The organism is Microbacterium sp. I2 (assembly GCF_051364985.1).
Lineage (GTDB): Bacteria > Actinomycetota > Actinomycetes > Actinomycetales > Microbacteriaceae > Microbacterium.
In genome coordinates this window covers 134608-157734 of sequence record NZ_JBLWIH010000022.1, presented here as the reverse complement: position 1 = coordinate 157734, position 23127 = coordinate 134608, and the positions used below count along the sequence as shown (strand labels likewise).

Here is a 23127-nt window from a genome sequence, read left to right as displayed (position 1 = left end):
CGGCTCCGACCCGAACCCAGGAGACACCGATGACCCAGATCAGCAGTCGGGCACAGTCCCGCAGCCCTCTTCGCATCCTCGCTTCCGAGGCCGCCGCGCCGGTGATCCTTCGCGAGCTCTCACGTCGTCGCTTCCTCAGCCTCGCGGCACTCGCCGGCGGCGCCACCGTGCTGGCGGCCTGCACGCCGGGTGGTGGCGGCTCCCCCGCGCCGCAGGCGACCGGCGGCGACCTCGAGGGCAATCTCTCGATCTACACGTGGGGGGACTACGACTCGCCCGACGTCGTCTCGGCGTTCACCGCCGAGCTCGGCCCGAAGATCACGCTCGACTCGTACTCGTCGAACGAGGAGCTCATCGCCAAGCTGGTCGCCGCGAAGGGCACGTCCGGATACGACATCGTCGTGCCGACCGGCGTGTTCATCCCGCAGATGATCGAGAACGGCCTGCTGACGAAGTTCAACAAGGAGCTTTTGCCGAACCTCTCGAACATGGACCCGGCCTACCTCGGCCGCGCATGGGACCCCGAGAACGATTACTCCGTCTGCAAGGCATGGGGCACCACCGGATTCGTCTACGACAAGAACGTCATCACCCGTGAGCTCGCGACGTGGGGCGACTTCTTCGACGCCGCGCAGAACGAGGCCAGCGGAAGCACATCGATGTCGGATGACCCCGCGGGGATCATCGGCGCCTACTTCTGGGCGAACGACATGGACTGGAACACCGAAGACCCCGACGAGCTCGAGGCCTGCCGCCAGTTCCTCGTCGAGACGATCGCCCCGCACATCTCGGCCTTCGACTCGTACCCGGGCACGAACGCCATCCCCCAGGGCACGCAGGCGCTCATGCAGTCGTGGAACGGCGACGCGCGCCTGGGGCTCATGGAGTCGAGCGAGCCGGAGCGCTGGCAGTGGGTGCTGCCCGGCCCGCAGACCGAGCTGTGGATGGACAACTGGGCGATCGCCGACGGCGCCCCGCATCCAGAGGCGGCTCACGCGTTCATCAACTTCTCGATGACCCCCGAGAACCTCTACCTGAACCTGGACTACATCGGCTACAACGTCGGCGGCAAAGACATGGAGGGCGCCGCCGCCGAGGCGGGGCTGGCGCTGCCCGAGCTCATCTTCTTCACGCCCGAGCAGCTCGAGACGATGCACGAGCAGGAGCTCAACGACTCGCAGACCGTGCGCGTGGAGATCTGGAACGAGATGAAGGCCGCCGCTGGTGCGTAACCGCTCGGCTGGGGCCGCGCTCGCGATTCCCGCGTGGGCGTGGCTCCTCCTGTTCTTCGTCGCCCCCGTGGCGATGGTGGTGTGGTTCAGTTTCGGCTACAAGCCCGGAGTGTTCGGCACGCACGCGAACGACATCCTGTCGTTCGACCGGTACGTCGAGGCGTTCTCACCGACGTTCTTCTCGACATTTCAGAACACGCTGTGGGTCGGCATCATCGGCACGGTGCTGTGCTTCCTGATCGGTGCGCCGGTGGCGTACTGGATGGCGTTCAAGGTGAAGCCGCAGCGCCGCGGCATCCTCATCGCCCTCGTGCTCGTGCCGTTCTGGACCAACTTCCTCGTCCGCACGATCGGGTGGCAGGTGATCATGGCGCCCGAGGGCTGGCTGTCGTCGCTGCTGCAGGGCATCGGCGTGCTCGACGGCCCGCTCGACCTGCTCTACACGCGCACCGCGGTCATCATCGGCGTGGTCTACAACTATCTGCCGCTCATGATCCTGCCGCTGTTCGTCGCGTTCGACCGCGTCGGCCCCGCGCTGCGCGAGGCTTCGAAAGACCTCGGCGCCGGAAAGCTCGCGACCTTCTTCCGCGTCACACTGCCGCTGTCGCGGCCGGGCATCATCGCCGGCGTGCTGCTGGTGTTCATCCCGCTGATGGGCGACTACATCACCGCGACCGTCCTCGGCGGCGCGAAGGGCAACATGGTCGGCCAGCTCGTCGCGAGCCAGTTCCAGACCGCGCAGAACTGGGCGCTGGGTTCTGCGATGGCGGTGCTCCTGATGCTCGTCATCATGCTGACGATCGGCGTCGCCGCGGCGCTGATCTGGCTCGTGACGCTGCCGTTCCGTGCGCAGAATCGTCTGGTGCTCGGGCCGGCGGTTCCCGCGAAGACGGATGCCCCCGCCACGACCCCTGCGGAGGTGATCTCGTGACTCCCCCCGAAGCCATGACGCAGACCGAGACGATCCTGCGCGCACGCCCGGCGCCCTCGGGTACCGCACCGCGTCGAGGCCGCGCCCATCGGTCGTGGTCGGATGTCGCGTTCACGGTGTGGGGCGTCCTGGTGATGCTCTTCCTGTTCCTGCCGATCATCGTGATCGTCATCTACTCGTTCAACACCGGGCGTCTGCTGGTGTCGTGGGACGGCTTCGGCTTCGACGCCTTCCGCACGATCATCGAGAAGCCCGCGATCCAGAACGCCGTGCGCGTCTCGCTGATCACCGCGTTCATCGCCGCGATCATCGCGACCGTGCTGGGCACGCTCGCGGGAATCGCGATGGCGCGGCACCCCGGCAAGTGGGTGTGGTGGTTCCTGAGCCTGCTGCTGCTGGTCTCGGTCACGCCCGAGATCGTCGACGCCGTCGCGCTGCTGCCGTTCTTCGTCCTGCTCGGACAGGACTTCGGCGTCGGCATGTTCAACGACGGCATCGTGCGCCTGTCGGTCGGCTCGTCGCTGTTCGCGACCGCCGTGGTGTCGTACATCGTGCGGGCGCGACTGGTGGGTCAGGACGCCAACCTGGAAGAGGCATCCGCAGATCTCTACGCCAAGCCGATCACGACGTTCCGGCGGATCACCCTGGCTCTGGCGATGCCCGCGGTGCTGGCCGGATTCCTGCTCGCCTTCACCCTGAGCCTCGACAACACGATCGTCGCAGCCTTCGTGCAGGTGTCGGGTACGACGCCGTGGCCGGTGTACGTGCTCTCAGCCGTGAGATCCGGCTTGCGCCCTGAGATCGCCGCCGTGTCGACGATCATGCTGCTGCTGACGCTCGTGGCGCTGGCGCTCGTGGCCCTCGTGCTCAAGCGCGCCGGCGACTCTGCGACCCAGATCGCCCGCACGATGACCGGCGGCTGAGCCGGGACCCCCGGCCGAAACCCGCTCGTCGAGCGAGCGCATTGAGACGAAACGCCGCGATCCAAGGAGAGCCATGCCCCACGCCGACCTCGTCTTCGCCGGCGGCCCCGTCTTCACGGCGAACACCGTGCGCTCACGCGCGCGATCGGTCGCCGTCAAGGACGGGCGGATCGTCGCGGTCGGCGGCGACGAGATCGGCGACCTCGTCGGGCCGTCGACCGAGATCGTCGACCTGCACGGACGGATGCTGATCCCGGGCTTCCAGGACGCTCATGTGCACCCGGTCTGGGGTGGGCTCGACATGCTGCGGTGCGACCTGGCCGAGCTCGCGACGGCGCCGGAGTACCTCGACGCGATCGGCCGGTACGTCGCCGAGCACCCCGCTGACGAGTGGATCCTCGGCGGCGGGTGGCAGATGTCGGCGTTCCCCGGCGGCACGCCGACCGCCGAAGCCCTGGATGCCGTGACGGGCGACCGCCCGGCGTTCTTCCCCAACCGCGACGGGCACGGTGCGTGGGTCAACTCCGCGGCCCTGCGGCTGGCGGGGATCGATCGGCACACCCCCGACCCCGCCGACGGCCGCATCGAGCGCGATGCCGACGGACACCCGTCGGGCACGCTGCACGAAGGCGCGATGGCGCTGGTGAACCGCCTCCTGCCCGAAGAGCCGCTCGAGCGGCTGACCGAGGCGCTTCTCGTCGGCCAGCGCTACCTGCACTCCTTCGGCATCACGGCCTGGCAGGACGCGATCGTCGGGTCGTACGGGGATGCCGGAGACCCCGGCCCCGCCTACCTCGCGGCCGCCGCCGACGGGCGCCTGTCGGCGCGCGTCGTGGGCGCGATCTGGTGGGACCGCACCGCCGGGCTCGAGCAGATCCCGTCGATCCTCGAGCGTCGGGACCGGTACCGCGGCGGGCGCTTCGCTGCGACATCCGTCAAGGTCATGCAGGACGGCGTCGCCGAGAACTTCACCGCGTCGATGCTCGAGCCGTACTGCGACGGGCACGGGCACCTCACCGACAACTCGGGCATCTCGTTCGTCGCGCCCGAGACCCTGAACGAGGCGGTGCCGATCCTCGATGCCGAGGGGTTCCAGGTGCACTTCCACGCGATCGGCGACCGCGCGGTGCGCGAATGCCTCGACGCGGTCGAGCAGGCGATCGCACGCAACGGACGTCGCGACAACCGCCACCACATCGCGCATATCCAGGTCGTGCACCCCGAAGACGTCGCCCGCTTCCGCGAACTCGGCGTCGCGGCGAACATGCAGTCGCTGTGGGCCACGTACGAGCCGCAGATGGTCGATCTCACCCTCCCCTTCCTGGGCGAGCCGCGCAGCGCGTGGCAGTACCCGTTCGGCGACCTGCTGCGCTCGGGCGCGGTGCTCGCGGCCGGCAGCGACTGGTCGGTGTCGACGCCCGATCCGATGGCCGCGATCCACACGGCCGTCAACCGCAAGGCCGCGCCGGGACACGAGGAGGGCGAGTACGACGCGTTCCTGCCCGAGCAGGCGATCGACCTCGCGACGTCCCTCACGGCCTATACGGCCGGCTCGGCGTGGGTGAATCACCTCGACGACACCACCGGCACGATCGAGGTCGGCAAGCTCGCCGACCTGGCCCTGCTCGACCGCGACCCGTTCGCCGGACCGGCCGATCAGATCGGTGCGACGCGCGTGCTGCAGACCTTCGTGGAGGGCGAGCGCGTCTACGCCGCCCCCGACGCCTGACCCGGCACCTTGCGGGCGTGCCCGGCCCGCCCTTCTGCCTCGGTCGCCCGCATGTCGGTCGAGAAACCACTTAGAGGTTGAGAAACCACGGCCCGCGGGGTGTCTCAACCTACGCGTGGTTTCTCAACCTCACGTTGGTGGTCCGCCGCGTGATCAGCGACGAACGAACGGGGGGTGGGGGCGGGGCGGGTTTTAGGCTGGTGGGGTGACCCGGCTGCTGCTTCTCATCGACATCCAGCGCGACTACTTTCCCGGCGGGCGGCATCCGCTGGTGGGGACGGATGCTGCGGCCGACGCCGCTGCCACACTGCTGGCCGGATTCCGCACGGCGGGCGAGAAGGTCGTCCACGTGCAGCACGTGTGGGACGCTCCGGATGCCGTCTTCTTCGCGCCAGGAACGCCCGGCGTCGAGTTCGACGCCCGCGTCGCCCCCGAGGGCGAGGAGGACGTGATCGTCAAGGATCGCCCCAACGCGTTCCTCGGCACCGGGCTCGAGGCGCTCCTGCGTGCCGCCGACCCGGATGAGATCGTAATCGCCGGCATGATGTCGAGCATGTGCGTGGATGCGACCGTGCGCGCGGCATCCGATATGGGCTTCTCGGTGGCGGTCGCTCACGACGCGTGCGCCGCGCCAGATCTCGAGTTCGCCGGTGCCACGGTGCCCGGCGCGCAGGTGCACGCGGCATTCATGGCCGCCCTCGACGGCACCTATGCCCGGGTCTCCGACGCCGAGTCGCTCTTGACCGACCTGCCACCCCGCTGACCGCGGCCCCTTCACCCACCCCGCCCCCTCCTCGCATACCGGCCACCCCGCCGCCCTACCGCCGCCCTGCCGCCGCCCTGCCGTCGCGCTGCCCGCCGCCTGCCTGCCGCCCTGCCGCCGTCCTGCCTGCCGCCCTGCCGCCGCCTGCCGCCGCCCTGCCGCCGCCTGCCGCCGCCCTGCCGTCGCCCTGCCGTCGCGCTGCCCCCGCCTGCCTGCCGCCCTGCCGCCGTCCTGCCTGCCGCCCTGCCGCCGCCTGCCGCCGCTCCGCCGCCTGCCGCCTGCCACCTGCCACCGCCCTGCCGCCTGCCGCCGCCTGCCCTGCCGCCGCCCTGCCGCGGCGTACCGTCCTCCTGACGGATCGGATGCCGTCACCGGCCGCATCGCAGGATTCCGCGGCTGTATGCCCGCTCGAACTCCGGGCATCAGGAGTTGTGAACCGGGAGGTGCTCCCGACAACATGTCCGACCACCTCGGGAATCTCCGACACCGACCGGATGTCGCCGCCTCGCACCGCGCGCGAGGATGGAGGAAACCATTGCATCGGAGTTGATACCCGTGGGCACGACCGTCTTCGAACGACAGCGGCCGGCAGCATCCGTCGTCCATCGATCCCTCGCCGAGACCAGGCACTCGGTGTTCTGGCGGGACGACCTTCCCGGGGGTCTGCTCCCCGACCGTCCGCCGCTGGTGGGCACGCACCGCGCCGATCTGGTCGTCGTCGGCGGCGGGTACACCGGCCTGTGGACGGCGCTGCTCGCCACCGAACGCGAGCCCGGGGCGAAGATCGTGATCGTCGAGGCCCAGCGCGTCGGCTGGGCGGCCTCGGGCCGCAACGGCGGGTTCTGCGAAGCCAGCCTCACGCACGGCCACGAGAACGGACTGGCCCGCTGGCCCGCCGAGATGCCGGTGCTCGAGCGCCTCGGCACGGAGAACCTCGACGAGATCGAGGCTGCCGAGTCCCGCTACGGCATGGACTTCCAGTTCGAGCGCACCGGGCAGCTCTCGCCCGCGCTCGAGCCGCACCAGGTTCAGTGGCTGAAGGACTGGGCCGCCGGGGGCGAAGAGGGCGTGATCTATCTCGACGAGGCCGAGGTGCAGGCATCCGTCGCCTCGCCTACCTACCTCGCGGCGGTGTGGGAGCAGCGCACGTGCGCGCTGGTGCACCCCGCGCGCCTGGCCGCGGAGCTCGCGCGGGTCTGCGAGGAGCGGGGCGTCGAGATCTTCGAGCGCTCGCACGTGACGGGGCTCGACTCCTCCGGCCCAGGCGTCGTCGTCGCGACGGATGCCGGCCGGGTGGAGGCATCCCGTGCCGTGCTCGCAACCAACGTCTTCCCGTCGCTCCTCAAGCGGAACCGGCTCATGACGGTGCCGGTGTACGACTACGTGCTGATGACCGAGCCGCTCACCGCCGAGCAGCTGGCGAGCATCGGCTGGCGCGACCGCCAGGGCATCGGCGACATGGCCAACCAGTTCCACTACTATCGGCTCACCGCCGACGACCGCATCCTCTTCGGCGGCTACGACGCGATCTACCACTACGGTCGCGCGGTGCGTCCCGAGCACGAGCACCGTCCAGCGACGTGGGAGAAGCTGGCCGGCCATTTCTTCACCACGTTCCCGCAGCTGGAGGGGCTGCGCTTCACCCACAAGTGGGCCGGCGCGATCGACACGTCGACGCAGTTCACGGCCTTCTTCGGCACCGCCCGCGAGCGTCGCGTCGCCTATGCCGCAGGCTTCACCGGGCTCGGCGTCGGCTCGACCCGCTTCGCCGGCGAGGTCATGCTCGACCTGCTCGACGGCGTCTCGAACGAGCGCACCGAGCTCGAGATGGTGCGCAAGCGTCCACTGCCGTTCCCACCAGAGCCGGCCGCGGCGATCGGCATCAACGCCACGCGCTGGTCACTCGACCGCGCCGATCACAACGAGGGCCGGCGCAATGTGCTGCTGAAGACGCTCGACGCGCTCGGACTGGGTTTCGACTCGTGAACCCCGGGACGGTGACGGATGCCGCAGCCCTGGCGCCCGCGATGGCGCCGGTGCCTGCCGACCAGGTGGTGGCCGGCGCTCCCGCCACCGGTCTGGTCGAACTGACCGACACGATCGGAGTGTGGGAGCACACGCCCGGCACATCGACCGATGTCGAGGTGGACGAGGTGTTCGTGGTGCTGTCCGGCTCGGCGACGGTGTCGTTCGAGGAGCCGGGACTGCCTGCGATCGAGCTGCGTCCCGGTTCGATCGTGCAGCTGACGGCGGGCATGCGCACGGTATGGACGGTGCGCGAGACGCTCCGCAAGGTCTACATCGCGGGCTGATCGGCGACAGGCCGGACCCGGATGAGAGGATGTCGCGGTGCGAGCTGTTGTCTACGACACCATCGGCGGGACCCCTGCGGTTCTCGACGTTCCCGTCCCGGCCGCACCCGATGGTGGCGTCGTCGTGCGGGTGCAGGCGACGGGACTGTGCCGCAGCGACTGGCATGCATGGGCCGGACACGACGAGATCGCGCTGCCGCATGTGCCAGGGCACGAGCTCGCGGGCGTGGTCGCCGAGGTCGGCGCGGGCGTCGAGAACTGGACGGTCGGCGATCGCGTGACCGTGCCGTTCGTATGCGGATGCGGGACGTGCGAGTGGTGCCTGCGCGGTGAGGCTCAGGTGTGCCCGGACCAGCAGCAGCCCGGCTTCACGCACTGGGGTTCGTTCGCCGAGTACGTCGCGCTGCATGCCGCCGACACGAACCTCGTCGCGATCCCGGAGTCGGTGAGCTTCGAGGCGGCTGCGAGCCTCGGCTGTCGCTTCGCCACCGCCTACCGTGGGCTCGTCGGCCGTGCGCGGATCGCCCCAGGCGAGTGGGTGGCGGTCGTGGGCGCCGGGGGCGTGGGACTCAGCACCGTCATGATCGCGACGGCGCTCGGCGCGCGTGTCGTCGCGATCGACCGGAACCCGGCAGCCCTCGATGTCGCCCGATCGCTCGGGGCCGATCACGTCCTCGAAGCCGATGGGCGTGACATCCCCGCGGCCGTCCACGAGCTCACGGGCGGTGGCGCGCACGTCTCCGTCGACGCGGTCGGCAGCGAGCAGACGTGCGCCGACGCCATCCACAGCCTCCGCCGCCGCGGCCGGCAGGTGCAGATCGGGCTTCTGCCACCGGTCGAGGGCCACCCGCGCGTTCCGATGGCACGCGTGATCGCGTGGGAGCTCGATCTGCTCGGCAGCCACGGCATGGCCGCCGTCGACTATCCCGGCATGCTCGCGCTGATCGAGAGCGGCGCCCTCCGGCCCGACCGCCTGATAGAGCGTGTGGTCGATCTCGAGGAGGCTGCCCGGATGCTGCCCACGTTCGATCGTGCCACCCCTGCCGGCATGACATTGATCGACTCGCAGCGGGGCTGACGCGCTCAGGTTCGGGTCGAACAGCGCCACGGGGGAGGCAGAGCCTTCGCAGTCGATGGCCGGACCGCGCGGCGAAGCGTGCCCGAGAGCAGGCTGCCTGCGACGAAAACGCCCGTTTCGGCCCGTAGGTGCCAATTCCGCACCATCGAACGTGCACGCGAGTGCGCTTCAGGCGGGTCAGCGGCCGGCGGACCTGCGCACGAGCAGCGCGAGATGCAGCGCGGTCTGCGTCTCGCCGTCGTCGAGGTCGAGTCCGAGCAGCTCCTCGATGAGCGCGATGCGCTGGTAGAACACCGAGCGCGACAGATGGGATGCCGAGGCCGCTGCGGTGCGATTGCCCGGGTGCGACAGCATCGCCTCGAGCACGTCGAGCAGGTCGCCGGAGCGGCTGAGATCGTGGGCGATCAGGGGCGCCAGCATGCGTTCGCCATGCTCGAGCACGCGATGGTCGTCGCGCAGTGCCGTCACCAGCGGCACCAGGGGACGGTTCTCGGCGCGACGCAGGTGCGGACCGCGCCCGGCGCGGCGCCGGCGCCCGCGAGCGAGGTCGACGGCCTCATGCAGGGAGGCGAGTGCGGAGTCGAGTCCGTCCGCGCCGCGTCCGATCGACACGGTCACGCGATCGATGTCGGCGGGATCAACGACCGCCCGGGCGAAGGCACGAACGGCGTCGTCGTCGAAGACGGCGTTCGCGGGCAGCGAGAGCAGCATGGCCGACGCCGGAGCGGCCACCCCATCCGGGGCCGAGCCTGCCAGGACGCGTCCGCGGAGCGCGCGGGCCGCGGCATCCGCTCGCTCCGTCGCCACGGTCGCGCCCGACACGACCATCCCGAACAGTCGCGCGTCGCGCAGCGGCAGTCCTGCGGCCTCGAGCCGCGCGCCGGCACCCCCGATCCCCGCGAATCGCCCGGCGAGCAGCCCGTCGACCAGTCGCCGTCGCCCGATGCGCGCCCACTCGTCGGCCTCGCCGTCGGCGAGCCGCCCGACCGCGAGCGCGATCGCACCCTGCTCGAGCACCGCGGTGCGTCCGGCGGGATGCTCCGGACCCGGCAGCGCGACGAGATTCCCCCACCGGATGCCGCGTGCCTCGACCGGCACGATGAGCCAGTCCTCGCTGCCGGCCCCGGTCCCGTGCTCGCGGCGGTACTCCGCGCGCCGGTGCGCCGATCGCGATCGCAGCTCCCACTCGGTGAAGAGCTCCTCCTCCATCGCGAGCGGCACTTCGGCGGCCACGACCTCGTAGGCGAGGTTCTCGAGCACGACCGGTGCGCCGAGGGTCTGGGCGAGCTGGTGAACGATGAAATCGGCCGGCGATCCGCGCAGCACGAGGGCGGTGAAGCGCTCGCGCACCTCGTCACGGGCGCGCAGCGCGTCGGTCTGCCCGCGGATGATGCGGTTGTGCACCGCCTCGGTGAGCGTGACGAACTTCATTTCGCGGTGCAGCACGACCAGCGCCAGTCCGCGTTCGCGGGCGGCCTCGACGACGACGGCCGGCACGTAGCGGTAGTGGGTGCCGAGCTCGAGCACCAGACCGGACGCGCCGGCATCGGCGAGCTCGCCGATGAAGCGGCGCAGCTCGGCCGGTTCAGCGGGCCACGATGACCCGGTCGACAGCAGCAGCTCGCCGCCATCGAGCAGTCGTGCGACGCCGGCGCTGTCGGACACGTGCAGCCACCGCACGCGCGCGTCGAGCGATTCGTCGCCGACGAGCACCTCCGGAACACCGTTCGCGACCGCGTCGAGAGCGATCACTTCCCGCACCGTGGGGAGTGTTTCATCGGCTGAGAGATCGGCCGGACGATCCGTTTGGACAGTCCGATCTTCGCGACGGTCGGCCACCGTTACCGCCTCTGCTGCTCTGGCACACTGGGACGCGTTCAGCCTAAGCGATCGCCGCACGATCTGTCCGGGAGCCGTCAGGAGCCTCATGCGCTTTGCCGCCCCCACCGTCGATTCCGTGGAGCCGGGCGCTGCGGAGCACATCGGCAGCCAGTTCTGGGCGATCGAATTGGTGAAGGATGCCGTCACCCGCGAGCCCCTCGTGCCGTTCAATGCCGGCGGCGCCGAGGCCGCGCCGGTGACCGCCGTCGCCGCGGCGTGCAAGCGAGACGGCGTGTGGCCGTTCACCCACTTCCACCGCATGCACATCGCCCCGCCCCTCGTGATCTCCGAGGAAGACCTTGTGCGCGGCCTGGACGTGGTCGACCGAGCCCTCTCGATCGCCGACGACCACGCCGCCCGCTGACGGGATTCGAGCGGTCGCAGCCGCACGCAATCCGCCGGCTACCTCTCCTCCGAACCAGATGCAACCCCGTACCTCGAATCGATCCGATGCGCGGGAATGAAATAGCTGGCATCGAGGTTGTTTCTTTACTCGGCACATGACAGTGCTGCAGGAGGGGACAGTGGGCAAGAACTACGTCGACATCGAGAACGACCGGGGCGAGACGCTGCGCTACCGCAAGCACGTCAACGGTCGTGGCCTGATCGCGCATGGAGCGAAGGTGCACCCGAGCGCCATCGTCGAAGCGGGGGCGTATGTCGAACCGGGCGTTCAAATCGCCGCGGGCGCGCATGTCGGCCGCGGCGTATGGGTGGAATCGGATGCCGTGATCGGCCCCGACGCCGAGATCGCGCCCCACGCCCATATCGGTCCGCGCGCCGCCATCGGCCCGCGCGCGAAGATCGGTGTGCGCACCCAGGTCGGAAGCGAAGCCCGCGTCGCGGGTGGCTCGCTCATCGGCGACGACGAGACGATCGCCGACGGCGAACGTGTCGCGACCGATCGCCGGGGTCTGCGGCTCGCCGCCTGAGCCGGCGCGCCGGGTCGCGGCATCTCACCCCGCCACCCAGCCGCACTGCGAAAACACTGGCCGGTAACGCCGACACGCCGGCGCGACGTCCCGTGTTACGGCGTGTCGCCGTGACGGACTGGTGTTTTCGCACCACCCGGTGACGGGCGGGGCTCGAGCAGCCGGCGCGCCCGGCAGCCGGCGCGCCCGGTCGCGGCATCCCGCCCGGCCGCACTGCGAAAACACTGGTCGGTAACGCCGACACGCCGGCTCGACGTCCCGTGTACGGCGTGTCGCCGTGACGGACTGGTGTTTTCGCACAGGACGATGACTGGCAGGGGCTCCGGCAGGCGACGGCACGGCCCGAGCGCCGGTGCCCTGTGGAGAACGGTCCGGGCCCCCGGGCGGATCTGGCTAGCCTGGCGCGGTGAGAGACGACGTCGGCACCCGCCGCCCCCGTCGCCGCCGCGACCTGGAGCTGCTGCTCGTGGTGGTGGCCGGTGTCGTGGTCTTCGTCGTCGCGATGGTGTGGCGCGGAACCTCGGGACTCGACGACGGGACGTGGGGATTCGACGTCGGGCGACGGGGCATCAGCGTCGACCTGGATCGCCGGCTGCATGAGATGCTGCCGACTCCGACGCCGCAGAGCTCTGAAGGTCACGAGCGATCGGGCACCGGCATCCCGTCTCGCCCGTCCGACGCCTTCCCTCTCACGGTCACGTACGTGTACGACGGCGACACGATCGAGGCGCAGATGCAGAGCGCGAACGACGTCGTCACGACCGAGAGTCCGATCCGCATCCGCCTCATCGGGGTCGATACACCCGAAGGCACGCCGTCACCCGAGTGCTGGGCAGACGAGGCACGCACGCACCTGGCACAACTCCTGCCAGAGGGCTCGACGATCTGGGCGGCTCCCGACGTCGACACGTGGGACGACTATGACCGCCGCCTCTTCTACCTCTGGACCGACGACGGGCGGTTCGTCAACCACGAACTCGTCGCCGCGGGCGATGCCGAGGCGCTGCGCGTGTGGCCCAACGTCGAGCACGAGGATCTGCTGGCCGGCGCGCAAGCGCGCGCGGAGGCATCCGGAGCCGGCCGCTGGAGCGCGTGCGCCTGAACTCCTACGCGAAGAGCACCAGCACGAACCCGATGAGCGGCAGCGTGCCCTGGATGAGGGCCGGGCGCAGGTACTTCATGCCGGTGGTCAGCAGCACCAGCGCCGCCGCCACCATCGAGCCGAGGCTGAACAGCACGAGCGCGAGGCCTGCCGCGCGCAGGCCGGCGTCTGCCGACCCCGCGACGAACAGGACGATCCCGATCACCGCGCCGATCGCCAGGAACAGGTTGTAGAACCCCTGGTTGTAGGCCATCGGCTTCGTCGTCTCGGCGGCGGCCTGGTCGGCGACGCCGAACCGCCGCCAGATGCGCGGCTGCGTCCACTGCACGCTCTCCATCACGAAGATGTACACGTGCAGCAGCGCGGCGAGGGCGGCGAAGACAGTGGCGAGGATCGCGAGCATGAGCGAACGATAGCGCCCCGGCTACCCTGAGGGATATGGCGAAGGGCAGGGCGGGCGGCGGGCGCGGCGGGAGACCGCGACGGGATGCCCCGACCCGGCGCACGGCGAAGCCCAAGGGCTCCTCGCCGGCAGGCAAGAATCCCGCCGGCCGGCCGCAGCGTACGCCGAAGCCGTCGCCCGGTCCTGCACCGGCCCCGTCCGCGTCGGAGCCGGCAGGTCCGTTCCGGCTCGGCGCGATCCCGGGGGCCACGCCCGGCAAGTGGATCGACACGTGGAACGAGCGGATGCCGCGCACCGCGCTCGAGCTCGTGGCCCTGGCAGTGGCGGACCAGCGTCACGCCCTCGTCGAGAGCGAGGTCGACGCCGCGCTGGTGCGGCTGCCGATCGACAAGGACGGGCTCAACGTGATCCCGCTGTACGACGAGGTGCCGGTCGTGGTGTGCGCGCGCGACTCGCATCTGACCGCGGCGGAGGAGCTCGACGCGGCCGACCTCGACGGCGAGGTGCTGATCGTTCCGCTCGACGACGTGCTCGGTGTCACGATTCCGGGGACCGTCCGGCCGGCGTTCGCCGCCCCGGCCGATTCCTCCGAGGCGATCGCGACCGCCGCAACGGGCGTCGGGATCGTCGTGGTGCCGATGTCGCTCGCACGGCTGCACCATCGCAAAGACATCGAATACCGGCCTCTCCGCGGCGGCCCGGCATCGACGGTCGCTCTGGCGTGGGTGTCGGACCGCACCACAGCAGAGGTCGACGCATTCGTCGGGATCGTGCGCGGCCGCACGGCGAACTCCTCGCGCTGAGCACTCGCCCGGAGAATGCGGAGGATGCCGCCGACCCGGGCCGTGCGGCATCCCCCATGAAGCTCGCTCACCGAGCATGCGCCCCAGACGCACCCCGGATGAGTTTGTCGCCCCCAGCATCCGGCGCCTCCCCACCTCGGTGCCGGAACGCGACGAGCAGCTCCGATCACCTGGAGTCGCGAGCTGCGGCGCTGATACATCGCGGCGAGATCTTTTCGCGAACCCGGTCCTCAGAAACCCGCGCCGTGCACCTGGAACGGCGCGACGATGCCGGTGCGCTCGGATGCCGCAGCCAACGCCTCGGACGGTGACGCACCGGCAGCGAGACCCTCGTGCATCGCCCCGAGCAGCTCGCACGCGTCGTCGTCGGCGACCACGACGGGCGCAGCGACGACCGCACGCGCCCCGGCATGGAGCCACACGCGTGTCATCCCGACCGCCTCTTCGCCCCACCGCACCGACGAGCGCCCGACCTCGCAGGCCGAGAGGATGACAGTGTCGGGAACCTTCTCGATGAGATCGATGTCGTAGCCGAACAGCGTCCCGTCGGCGAGTTCGAGTCCCGAGAACATCGGGTTGTCTGCCGAGTGACGACCGTGCGCCGCGACGTGGAGCACGTCGACTCGGGACGCCATGGTCGTGACGTGATCGACGGATGCCCCCGTGTCGCGAACCGTGACGCTGGCCGGCCACGCCGCTGCGGCGACGCCGATCTCCTCCTGAGCTCTCGCGACGCGCGGCCCGGCCGCGAACCCTACGCCCGCCGTGGTGGAGCGGTTGTCGGACTCGCTCCGCACCCAGCGTGTCGCAGACGCGGCGAGCGTGAAGGCGCGCGCACGCATCGCCGGCAGCATCGCCCACGGCACACCGCTCAGCACGCCAGGGACGGTCAGGACGAGTCTCCGCGCGCTCAATGCGGACACCGGCCCGAGCAGCGCGTCGGACAGCGCCGCCAGCCGGGCGGACAGGGATCGACGAACGACCTCGCCCATCGGCCCGCGGACGGTCGCGGCCATGTCCAGGTCAGCGCGCAGGCCGGCGAACATCTCTCGCACCGCCGGCCAACGCGGGAGGTCGTAGATCACGGTGTCCTCGCTGGTGACGACGAGTACCTCCAGCGCATCGCCGGAGAAGACGAACGAGAGCAACGCCGTGTCGGGATCAAGACGATCGCGGACTTCGTCGAGCGTGGCTCGGCTCTCAATCGACGCCGCACCCGTCGCCGACCACTGACGCTCCCGCGCCCGATCGCGCAACTCGGTGACGCGCGCGTTCGACAGCCACGCAGGATCGTCGGCCCGGAGCATTCGAAGCTCCGCGAGTTCAGCGGCGACGATCGGATCGGGCGGAGCCCGCAGCGGCACGACCTGCTGACTGAGGTGTCGGGCACGCTCCGACCATTCGAAGACGATGTCCGGGCGTCCGGACTTCACAGCTGAGTGGAGGCCTGTCAGAACGAGTCCGTTCCCGTGCATGGCGATCGCCGTCTGAAGATCGAGGCTGCCGAAGGACTCCTGCCATGCGGTGAGGATCTCCAGTCCCTCGGCGGCATGGCGGCGCGCTGCCGCTCCCTTGCCGGCGGCGGCGGCGCGGGCCGCGCGCGCTTCGTGCGTGAGCAGCCGCACCTCCATCGACGCCGCCGGCGGGATCCGGATGGCGTGGTCCGGGCCGCGGTCCCCGCGGCCCGCGTCACGGAGGATCCGTGACATCCGCAGCGCGGCGGCCTCGTTTCGGAAGCCGCGCTGGTCGAGTGCGGAAGCCGTGGCCTCCACGACGTCGGCGTCGGGCGCTCGCCATGGCCCGCTCTGCCGTGCTCCGCGACGCGTGAAGCCGCCGCCGGTGAGCTCCGCCCGCAGGCGCACGCCGTCGGACCGGATCGCCCAGGTCTCGTTGCCAACGGCCCGGAACCTGCGAGCGGCGGTCTTGGCGACCTCGCGGGCTCCCACGGGATCGTGCGTCAGCAACGAGCAGGCGAGCTGGAACTCCGCCTCCGCACGCGCCTGCGGCATGCGGTGCGTGCCGAAGACGCGCGCGGTCCGGCGCAGGATCTCCTCTGCTTCGGTCGGAAGCCCCGCATCCCGTAGGACTTCGGCGCGGTCCAGGTCGCACGTCGCGGCTGTCACGGCCGACAGCGGCGCCAGAATCCGTCGCGCACACAGCATCGACTGGTTGGCACCGATGAGATCGCCCTTCAGCAGCGCGAGATAGCCCTGGTTGTGGCGCGCCTGGGCTTCGGCGACACCCATGCCGAGATCGGCGAAGATGTGCACAGCCGCCGCGGTGTCGTCCTCTGCGGCTTCGAAGGCTCGCCGGCGGATGTTGACCAGACTCCGATTGATCAGCAGGTTCGCGCGGGCCTCGTGGTCGTCGCCGAGACCTCGGAATCCCCTGGTGAGCCACCGCTCCGCGTCGTCGAGGTCGCCCACGAGCTCCGCGATCGCCCCCCGTTGCCCCGCGAGAATGGCGACGGTGTGGGGATCCAGTCGGGGATCGGCCAGCGCCTCCTCGCACATCCGCACGGCCTCGGCGGGCTCGCCGGTGCGGGCGAGCGCGTACGCGAGCGTACCCGCGATCCGTGCTCCGAGATCGGGGTCGACCAGAGAGCCCGCAGCCTGAGAGAGCACCCGCCGGGCATCGGCGACCCGCCCTCTGTTCAGGAGTTCCACCGCCCTGCGATGGAGACGTTCTGCGGCGCGCGTCACGCACCCATACTGGCCGCGAAGTCCTCGCTGGGGAAACTGTCGGAGCGGGGCGGCTCAGACCTTGCGCGGTCCGATCACGGCCAGCTGTTTCAGAATCGCCTTCTCCGCCTTCCTCACCGCCGCGATGCGCTCGTCCGCGCGGCGCAGCGAACCGTGCGCGAGCGCGTCCGCGATCTCGCGCGCGAACAGCGCCGCCACGAACGGCGCCGCGAACGATGTACCGCTCCACAGCGCGAAGCCTCCGCTGAAGTCGTCCGGGTCGATCGTCTCGCGGCGCACGCCCCACCGGTCGTCTCGCGAGCCGGGCTCGACCCCGCCCTCGAACGGCGGCGAGGTGCTGAGCACCGCGACTCCCGGAGCGCAGGTGCGAACCCACGGCCCGACGTTGCTGAACAGCGCCATCGTGCCGTTGGGGTTCAGAGCGCCCACAGAGAGATGCGGCGCCGCATCCGTCGGGTCGTCCACGACGAAGTCCGCGTGGGGCCACGCCCACAGCGCGGCCGGGAACGTGGGACGGTTGGTGGCCTCGTTGCCTGCCGAGCAGACGACCACGCAGCCGAGCTTGCGCGCGGCCACGAGCAGCTCGCTGAGGGTCAGATCGAACAGCTCGTCCTCGGGCGTCTCATGGAAGTAGCTCAGCGAGAGATTGAGCACGTCGATGGCGCGACCGCCCTTCTCGGGGGCCAGCGACATCCATTTGACGATGCTGCGCACGGCGACCATGAGCTCGCTCTCGAGCACGGTGCCCTGGCTGTCCGCGACCCGGACCGACACGATGTCGGCCTCCGGTGCAACCTGCCTGATGATCCCCGCGATGAACGTGCCGTGCCCAGCCGCCTCGTCGATCCCGCCGTCGAGCGGTCCGCAGACGTCGCCGTGCGTCTCCGGATCCGTCGCCGGGTCGGTCATTCCGATCGGGGTCCCCTCCACCGACGGATGGCAGTCCACGATGTCGTCGGGAAGCCACGTGTGCGCCCCGCAGCCGGTGTCGAGCACCGCGATCACTGGACGCCGACCCGACTTCGCGATGGGGGTGCGTACCGGGGCGGGGCCGACGAAGCCGACCACCTGGCGTCCCCCACTCCCCGGGTCGGCGTAGCTCTCGATCCCGGGAGCGTTCGTGCGGCCGAACGGGTTGGTGCGCCCGAACGGGTTGGTGCGGCCGAACGGGTTCGTGCGGCCGAACGGATTGACCTGCAGCGGATCGACCGTCACCACGTGGTCGAGCGCGGCACCGCGGAAGCCGCGTCCGAAACGCGCCCGCGCGCGTTGCAGCAATCGCCACGCGTCAATGGGCGGCACCGGCTCGTCGTCCTTGTCGGCGCGAGGCTGCGGAAAGATCCGCACGCGGTACAGCGTCGGCAGATCGAATTGATCCCGGCCAGCGCGGGCGCGGGCAGTCGCAGCCTCCAGCGTCTCGGGTTCGCCGCTCACGCGTTCGAGTTCGATCCCCCAGCCGAAGTCGGCCGCCGCCTCGCTCAACTCACCGAGAATCCCTTCGAGTCGGCCCGTTTCGGTGACGATGAGGTGATCGGAATCGTATGCGGTCGGATAGGCGGCGACGCCCGCTACAGGCTCGCTGCGCGGATCGAGGGGAACCCCGCGTGCGCGAGCCGCGTCGTACCTGGCACGCCAATCGAGCGGTCGCCCGGGATCTCCATCGTCACCGGAATCGATCGGGGGCACGTCAGACATGTGTTCTCCTCGTCAGACAGCGGACACCACGGCCCCCAGGCCGCGGCATCCGGATTCCTACACTTCGAACTGCGGGGTCTGGAAGTCGCGCATCTCGCCGTCGGCGGCGCGCACCACGAGGCGGAGCCGCGCCATGCCGGGCGTGACCTCGTCGAAGGCGAAGCGGCCGTGCTCGCCCGGATCTGCCGGCCATTCGCGCTCGCCCTGCACGAGGCGGATGGCGAGGGCAGAGGCATCCACCCATCCGTCGACCCGCCGGCCACCGCCCTCGGTGACCGTCACATGCAGCAGCACGCTGGTCTCGCCGTCACTGAACTGCAGCGTCGCGCTGTCGCTCTCACCGCGGACGGCGGCGAGGGATGCTTCGACCAGCGTGAGCAGCGCATACTCCCGCGAGAGGTCCTCGACCGCGACGGCGGCGACCATGCGATCGACGAGGTCGGCAGGCGCCGGGTCGACGTCTTCCCACATCCGACGCATGCGCGCGAAAAGCGCCGCGTCGGCGGCGAAGTCCGCGTTCTGGTCGGTCTCCATCGTCACCCCTCCTCCCCCGCGCCCTCGAGTACGGCGCGGAGCTTCGCGAGACAGCGCTGGCGTGTCGGTCCGATCGAGCCGACCGGCATCGCGAGATCCTGCGCGATGCGTGCATAGTCGGGGCGGTCATCGAACGCGACGATCCGCAGCAGACGCTGGCATCGTTCGTTGAGCGTGGCGACGGCGACCCACAGACGACGGGTCTCGTCGTCTGCGACTGCCGTCTGCTCGGCGGATTCGTGGACAGGCAGATGGGGCTCGAGCGACTCGACCTCTGTCGGATCGGCCCGCCGCTGCTGCCGGCTGACCCGCCACGCCTCGCGGCGTGCGCACATCGTGAGCCAGCCCGAGATCGCCCGGGCGTCGTTGACGCTCGAATGGCGGCGCACCAGCGTGAGCCACGTCGTCTGCACGACGTCCTGCGCGAGGGCGTGGTCGAGCCCGTACGCGCGCACGACGTGCCACAGCGTCGGCGTCATGAGCCGCACGAGTTCGTCCATCGCGCGACTGTCACCCTCTCGCCACCGCAGGAAGAGCACGGTGGCGCGCTCCCAGCGCGGCAACTCGGCGGAGTCGACAGTCTCCGCTGCCTCCTCGCGTGCCGCCGACGCGTCCCCCGGGTCGTCCGGCAGCGGCGGCCCGGCCTCGGCGCTCGCATGCGTCATAGCGCCCATTGTGTCCACACCTGACAGAGAGCGATAGAGCGCGCCTGATACATGTCGCCGCGGTATCCGTCTTCCATCCCGGAAGACAGCCCCGCGGAGACGTAGAATTCCGGGATGACGACCGCGCCGCTGCTCTATGTCTGCGTGCGGCCGCAGCAGGGCGCGGCGGCCGCCGAGTACGAGTCGTTCCGCTCCGCGATGCGGGTCGACGAGGGCGAACTCGCACGGCATGACCTGGTCCACGACCCGCTGCCGCCGGACGTGTTCGACCGCTTCAGCGGATTCGTGGTCGGCGGCAGTCCGTTCAACGTCGCGGATCCCGAATCCACCAAGACCGACGCGCAGCGGCGGCTCGAGGCCGACCTCGAGCGGATCGCCGCCCGCGCCGGCGAGGGCGACGGGCCGGCGGCGATGTTCACGTGCTACGGCATCGGCGTCGTGACCCGGCTGCTCGGAGGCCGCGTCAGCCGTGCGTTCCCCGAAGACACCGGTCCCGTCACCATCGAGCTGACGGAGGCGGCGGCATCCGACCCCGTCTTCGGCGGTGTCGCGAACCGCTTCACGGCCCTCACCGCCCATAAAGAGGGCACCGAGGCCATGCCGTCGGGTGCGGTGCAGCTCGCGACCAACGAAGCCTGCCCGGTGCAGGCGTATGTGGTGGGCGACCGGCTGTACGCGACCCAGTTCCACCCCGAGCCGACCACGAAGGCCTTCACCGAGCGGATGGCGGTCTATCGGGACGACGGCTACTTCGAGTCCAGCGCCTACGACGAGATCGCCTCCCGGGTGCTCGCGGCGTCGGTGACCGAGCCCGCCCGTCTGCTCCGCGCCTTCGCGCGTCGCTTCCGGCCGACCGGGGACTGAGAGGCGCGGCAGCGCCGAGGCCTCACTCGGCGTTGCGCACCTCTTCGGACCACCGCAGCACCAGGCCGACGAGCGGCACCAGCAACACGACGGCGGCCGCGACGAGCGCGGTGACGCCGATCGCGGCGTTCGCCGGCTCGAACAGCAGCCGCCCGACGCCGATCCACGTCAGGCCCCATGCCATCGCGAGTCCGGGCGCGATCCGCCAGCCGCTCGCCCACGCGATCGCGAGGCCGATGAGCGCCACCACGACGAGCACCGCGACGCCCCACGCCGTTGCGGCTTCGCCCCACGACTCGGGGACGACACGCGTGAGCCAGGCCGCGGTGTTCGCGACCGTGGCCAGCGCCACCCAGCCGAGGTGCAGGCCGGTCACGCCGTCGATCAGCATCGCGTCGACGATCCCCCGACCGGGGAGCACGACCGCGCGGCGGAAGGTCACGCCGAGCAGCACGAGCAGCGCGATGATCGCCAGCACGGTGAGCGGAAGCGTGGCGAACTGTGCCGTCACCAGCCACAGGCCATTCAGCACCATCGTGCCCGCGATCAGCCACCCGAGAGCGCGCTGTCGGTCGCGTGCGCGCTGGGCGGGGAGTGCCTGCCACACGGTGTAGGCGAACAGGCCGATGTAGATGAGCGTCCAGATCGAGAAGGCCGGGCGTGCCGGAGCCAGATATGAGCCGTCGGCGTCGAGCGCGCCACCCTGAAGGTCCTGCACGGGCGTGCCGCCGAACAGCCCGGTGCCGACCATCGCGGCGATGATCATGAAGCAGAAAGCGCTGATCACCGCGATCTGACGGACGAGATCCCTGGTGGCTGGCATCTCCTCACGCTAGGGCGCGGCGCGCACCGGGGACACCCCGTTGACAGCGATGCCCGCGGCCCCTAGCGGAGCCAATTCACGCGCCGGGTGGCGGCGCGAGCAGCAGCGCCACCCGCTCGCCCAAATACGCCGCGAGGGGCATGTATCCGCCGGCGGCGCTCCATCGCACGCTCGGGACGCCGTCGACCAGGGCCAGAGGGCCGCTCACCTCGGACCGGTCAACGGCCGCCGGATCCAGCATCCGCCACCCGATGTGCACGGTCTCACCCTCGTCGAACCCGCCCCGCCGGGCGGCGGCCGCCAGCGCCGCACGCTGCCGCTGCGACTCGGCGGTGTATCCGCGGCGGGCCTCCTGGCGGGCTCGGACGACGTCGCCGGTCGCGAGCACGGCGTCGTCGGTGAGGAGCAGCACACCCAGATGCCACGCCGATCCCCGGCGGACGATGCGCGCGGCGCGGGCGAAGCCGAGCACGCGGCGCGGTTCGGTCAGCTCGCCCAGCGCCTCGCGGGGCGCGCCCCCGAGCCGGGCGCGCGCCGCGTCGAGGAGCGAGGTGGTGCTCACGCCATGTCGTCCTGGAGAGCACCGCCGCGCACCCGCTCGCCCCGCAGCGTCATGCCCAGCAGCGGGAAGAGCAGCACCGACAGCATGCCCGTGGCCACCAGCACCGCGTGCTGCCACGACGTCAGGATGCCTTCGTCGACGCCGATCGCGGTGACGGCGACGATGATGGGCAGGCCGGTGGCACCCATGAGCGCGATCGAGAGGCGATCGCGACGCGTCGACCCTTCCGGCGCCGACAGCATCGACGGCAAGCCCCGGATGACGAACAGCGCGACCAGGCCGAGCGGGAGGAGCAGGAAGAGCACCGGGTCGTCCAGGAGCGCCTGCAGATCGAACGTGACGCCCGTGTAGATGAAGAACACCGGCACCAGGAATCCGAACGCGACGCCCTCGATCTTGCTCTCGACGGCTTCGCGGTCGTGCTCCGACGCGTCGCGCATGATGAGGCGCCAGATGATCCCGGCGGTGAACGCTCCCAGGAGAAGGTCGAGATCGAGCACGATGCTCAAGGCCACCAGGGCCGCGAGGATCAGGAACACGACGCGGATCGCGAATTGGCCCGACGTGTGCAGCGTCGCACTGACGAACGAATGCATCGCGCCCCGTGGCAGCCGGAAGGCGAGCCAGATCGCCAGCGCGGCCACGGCGGCGAAGATGCCGAGGATGACGGTCGACAGCCCCAGTTCGCGCCCGCCGAGGAAGATCGAGATCGCGATCAGCGGTCCGAACTCGCCGACGGCGCCGATTGCCGCGACCGCCTGACCGAACGGCGTGCGCATCTCTCCGGCATCCCGCAGCATCGGCAGCAGTGTGCCGAGCGCCGTCGAGCACAGCGCCACGCCGATCACGATGGCCGCCTCGCCCGGGGCCAGCAGGAAGCCCGCCGCGACTCCCGCAGCGAGGCTGATCAGCCACCCCAGCGACGCCCGGCGGCCGAGCCTGCCCCGGAACGCCCCGAACTCGATCTCGGTGCCTGCGACGAAGAAGAGCATCGCGAGCCCGAACTCCGACAGGGTGTCGACGAACTCGCTCGGTACGGCCCAGCCCAGCACCGCGGGACCCACCAGGATGCCGAGCACGAGCTCGAACACGACCACCGGCACCCGCACCCACCGGCCGAGACCTCGCGCGAGCAGCGGCGCGAGCACCGCGAGGAGGGGTATCACCAGCAGCGTCGGCTCGAGGTCGTCCAC

At 70.7% G+C, this 23127-nt stretch carries 21 protein-coding genes and 1 pseudogene; 13 read left to right on the top strand and 9 right to left on the bottom strand.

All coding sequences use genetic code 11. The features are described 5' to 3' along the window. Positions 1 to 29: 29 nt before the first annotated feature. The 8 genes from ACLKM7_RS16260 (at position 30) to ACLKM7_RS16225 (ending at position 8968) form a co-directional block, all read left to right on the top strand. Positions 30 to 1232, top strand: a complete 1203-nt coding sequence (locus tag ACLKM7_RS16260) for an extracellular solute-binding protein (protein ID WP_436448204.1) — start codon at positions 30 to 32, stop codon at positions 1230 to 1232. Continuing rightward, entirely contained in the window at positions 1225 to 2163 is a 939-nt protein-coding gene (locus tag ACLKM7_RS16255; protein ID WP_436448203.1) for an ABC transporter permease, read from the top strand. The genes ACLKM7_RS16260 and ACLKM7_RS16255 overlap by 8 nt, the downstream gene beginning before the upstream one ends. Beyond that, entirely contained in the window at positions 2160 to 3086 is a 927-nt protein-coding gene (locus tag ACLKM7_RS16250; protein ID WP_436448202.1) for an ABC transporter permease, read from the top strand. The genes ACLKM7_RS16255 and ACLKM7_RS16250 overlap by 4 nt, the downstream gene beginning before the upstream one ends. 73 nt (positions 3087 to 3159) lie before the next feature. Beyond that, entirely contained in the window at positions 3160 to 4815 is a 1656-nt protein-coding gene (locus tag ACLKM7_RS16245; RefSeq protein ID WP_436448201.1) for an amidohydrolase, read from the top strand. 205 nt (positions 4816 to 5020) lie between these two features. After that, the gene (locus ACLKM7_RS16240) at positions 5021 to 5578 is read left to right on the top strand and encodes a cysteine hydrolase family protein (protein ID WP_436448200.1); all 558 of its coding nucleotides are present in this window, start codon (positions 5021 to 5023) and stop codon (positions 5576 to 5578) included. A 555-nt stretch (positions 5579 to 6133) separates the two neighbouring features. Continuing rightward, the gene (locus ACLKM7_RS16235) at positions 6134 to 7564 is read left to right on the top strand and encodes an NAD(P)/FAD-dependent oxidoreductase (RefSeq protein WP_436448199.1); all 1431 of its coding nucleotides are present in this window, start codon (positions 6134 to 6136) and stop codon (positions 7562 to 7564) included. After that, complete coding sequence (locus ACLKM7_RS16230; RefSeq protein ID WP_436448198.1) at positions 7561 to 7890, top strand: cupin domain-containing protein; 330 nt, start codon at positions 7561 to 7563, stop codon at positions 7888 to 7890. Before ACLKM7_RS16235 ends, ACLKM7_RS16230 begins: the two co-directional genes overlap by 4 nt. Positions 7891 to 7927: 37 nt before the next feature. Continuing rightward, positions 7928 to 8968, top strand: a complete 1041-nt coding sequence (locus ACLKM7_RS16225; RefSeq protein ID WP_436448197.1) for a zinc-dependent alcohol dehydrogenase family protein — start codon at positions 7928 to 7930, stop codon at positions 8966 to 8968. 177 nt (positions 8969 to 9145) lie between these two features. Here the strand turns inward: ACLKM7_RS16225 and ACLKM7_RS16220 are convergent, their stop codons facing one another. Then, positions 9146 to 10729 (bottom strand): PucR family transcriptional regulator, encoded by a 1584-nt coding sequence (locus tag ACLKM7_RS16220; protein ID WP_436448196.1) that lies wholly within the window; start codon positions 10727 to 10729, stop codon positions 9146 to 9148. Between the two features lie 232 nt (positions 10730 to 10961). On the opposite strand from ACLKM7_RS16220, the pseudogene ACLKM7_RS16215 reads away from it, so the two are divergent. From ACLKM7_RS16215 to ACLKM7_RS16205, 3 genes and pseudogenes are all read left to right on the top strand, one after another. Further along, positions 10962 to 11213, top strand: a pseudogene (locus tag ACLKM7_RS16215) (aspartate aminotransferase family protein); the annotation flags it as partial. A 160-nt stretch (positions 11214 to 11373) separates the two neighbouring features. Next, a complete protein-coding gene (locus ACLKM7_RS16210; RefSeq protein ID WP_219982570.1) occupies positions 11374 to 11781 on the top strand; it encodes a transferase in 408 nt (135 codons plus the stop codon). 406 nt (positions 11782 to 12187) lie between these two features. Beyond that, positions 12188 to 12883 carry a thermonuclease family protein gene (locus ACLKM7_RS16205; protein WP_436448195.1) on the top strand — a complete coding sequence of 232 codons (696 nt, stop codon included), beginning with the start codon at positions 12188 to 12190 and terminating at the stop codon, positions 12881 to 12883. A 4-nt stretch (positions 12884 to 12887) separates the two neighbouring features. Here ACLKM7_RS16205 and ACLKM7_RS16200 read toward each other — a convergent pair whose 3' ends face one another. Further along, positions 12888 to 13286, bottom strand: a complete 399-nt coding sequence (locus ACLKM7_RS16200; protein ID WP_436448194.1) for a DUF1304 domain-containing protein — start codon at positions 13284 to 13286, stop codon at positions 12888 to 12890. A gap of 35 nt (positions 13287 to 13321) precedes the next feature. On the opposite strand from ACLKM7_RS16200, the gene ACLKM7_RS16195 reads away from it, so the two are divergent. Continuing rightward, complete coding sequence (locus ACLKM7_RS16195) at positions 13322 to 14089, top strand: LysR family substrate-binding domain-containing protein (protein WP_436448193.1); 768 nt, start codon at positions 13322 to 13324, stop codon at positions 14087 to 14089. Between the two features lie 230 nt (positions 14090 to 14319). Here the strand turns inward: ACLKM7_RS16195 and ACLKM7_RS16190 are convergent, their stop codons facing one another. The 4 genes from ACLKM7_RS16190 to ACLKM7_RS16175 are packed head-to-tail and all read right to left on the bottom strand — an operon-like array spanning position 14320 to position 19685. Next, positions 14320 to 16791: a CHAT domain-containing protein gene (locus ACLKM7_RS16190; RefSeq protein WP_436448192.1), complete on the bottom strand. Its 2472-nt coding sequence runs from the start codon at positions 16789 to 16791 to the stop codon at positions 14320 to 14322. 54 nt (positions 16792 to 16845) lie between these two features. Beyond that, positions 16846 to 18486 (bottom strand): S8 family peptidase, encoded by a 1641-nt coding sequence (locus ACLKM7_RS16185; protein ID WP_436448191.1) that lies wholly within the window; start codon positions 18484 to 18486, stop codon positions 16846 to 16848. Positions 18487 to 18543: 57 nt separating this feature from the next. After that, positions 18544 to 19020 (bottom strand): hypothetical protein, encoded by a 477-nt coding sequence (locus ACLKM7_RS16180; RefSeq protein WP_436448190.1) that lies wholly within the window; start codon positions 19018 to 19020, stop codon positions 18544 to 18546. Positions 19021 to 19022: 2 nt separating this feature from the next. Further along, on the bottom strand, positions 19023 to 19685 hold the full coding sequence (locus ACLKM7_RS16175) for an RNA polymerase sigma factor (protein ID WP_436448189.1): 663 nt from the start codon (positions 19683 to 19685) through the stop codon (positions 19023 to 19025). A gap of 114 nt (positions 19686 to 19799) precedes the next feature. On the opposite strand from ACLKM7_RS16175, the gene ACLKM7_RS16170 reads away from it, so the two are divergent. Then, positions 19800 to 20549, top strand: a complete 750-nt coding sequence (locus ACLKM7_RS16170) for a glutamine amidotransferase-related protein (protein WP_436448188.1) — start codon at positions 19800 to 19802, stop codon at positions 20547 to 20549. Between the two features lie 22 nt (positions 20550 to 20571). On the opposite strand, the gene ACLKM7_RS16165 is transcribed toward ACLKM7_RS16170, so the two are convergent. From ACLKM7_RS16165 to ACLKM7_RS16155, 3 genes are all read right to left on the bottom strand, one after another. Beyond that, positions 20572 to 21372, bottom strand: coding sequence for a tryptophan-rich sensory protein (locus ACLKM7_RS16165; RefSeq protein ID WP_436448187.1), 801 nt, complete (start codon positions 21370 to 21372; stop codon positions 20572 to 20574). A gap of 76 nt (positions 21373 to 21448) precedes the next feature. Continuing rightward, entirely contained in the window at positions 21449 to 21934 is a 486-nt protein-coding gene (locus ACLKM7_RS16160; protein WP_436448186.1) for a glutaminase, read from the bottom strand. Continuing rightward, on the bottom strand, positions 21931 to 23127 hold the full coding sequence (locus ACLKM7_RS16155) for a cation:proton antiporter (protein ID WP_436448185.1): 1197 nt from the start codon (positions 23125 to 23127) through the stop codon (positions 21931 to 21933). Before ACLKM7_RS16155 ends, ACLKM7_RS16160 begins: the two co-directional genes overlap by 4 nt.

Bases quoted from the DNA above. Each gene is read 5' to 3' on its own strand.
- ACLKM7_RS16175 (WP_436448189.1), bottom strand. From the start codon at position 19,685: ATGACGCATGCGAGCGCCGAGGCCGGGCCGCCGCTGCCGGACGACCCG.
- ACLKM7_RS16245 (WP_436448201.1), top strand. From the start codon at position 3,160: ATGCCCCACGCCGACCTCGTCTTCGCCGGCGGCCCCGTCTTCACGGCG.
- ACLKM7_RS16165 (WP_436448187.1), bottom strand. From the start codon at position 21,372: ATGCCAGCCACCAGGGATCTCGTCCGTCAGATCGCGGTGATCAGCGCT.
- ACLKM7_RS16260 (WP_436448204.1), top strand. From the start codon at position 30: ATGACCCAGATCAGCAGTCGGGCACAGTCCCGCAGCCCTCTTCGCATC.
- ACLKM7_RS16195 (WP_436448193.1), top strand. From the start codon at position 13,322: ATGGCGAAGGGCAGGGCGGGCGGCGGGCGCGGCGGGAGACCGCGACGG.
- ACLKM7_RS16180 (WP_436448190.1), bottom strand. From the start codon at position 19,020: ATGGAGACCGACCAGAACGCGGACTTCGCCGCCGACGCGGCGCTTTTC.
- ACLKM7_RS16185 (WP_436448191.1), bottom strand. From the start codon at position 18,486: ATGTCTGACGTGCCCCCGATCGATTCCGGTGACGATGGAGATCCCGGG.
- ACLKM7_RS16200 (WP_436448194.1), bottom strand. From the start codon at position 13,286: ATGCTCGCGATCCTCGCCACTGTCTTCGCCGCCCTCGCCGCGCTGCTG.
- ACLKM7_RS16170 (WP_436448188.1), top strand. From the start codon at position 19,800: ATGACGACCGCGCCGCTGCTCTATGTCTGCGTGCGGCCGCAGCAGGGC.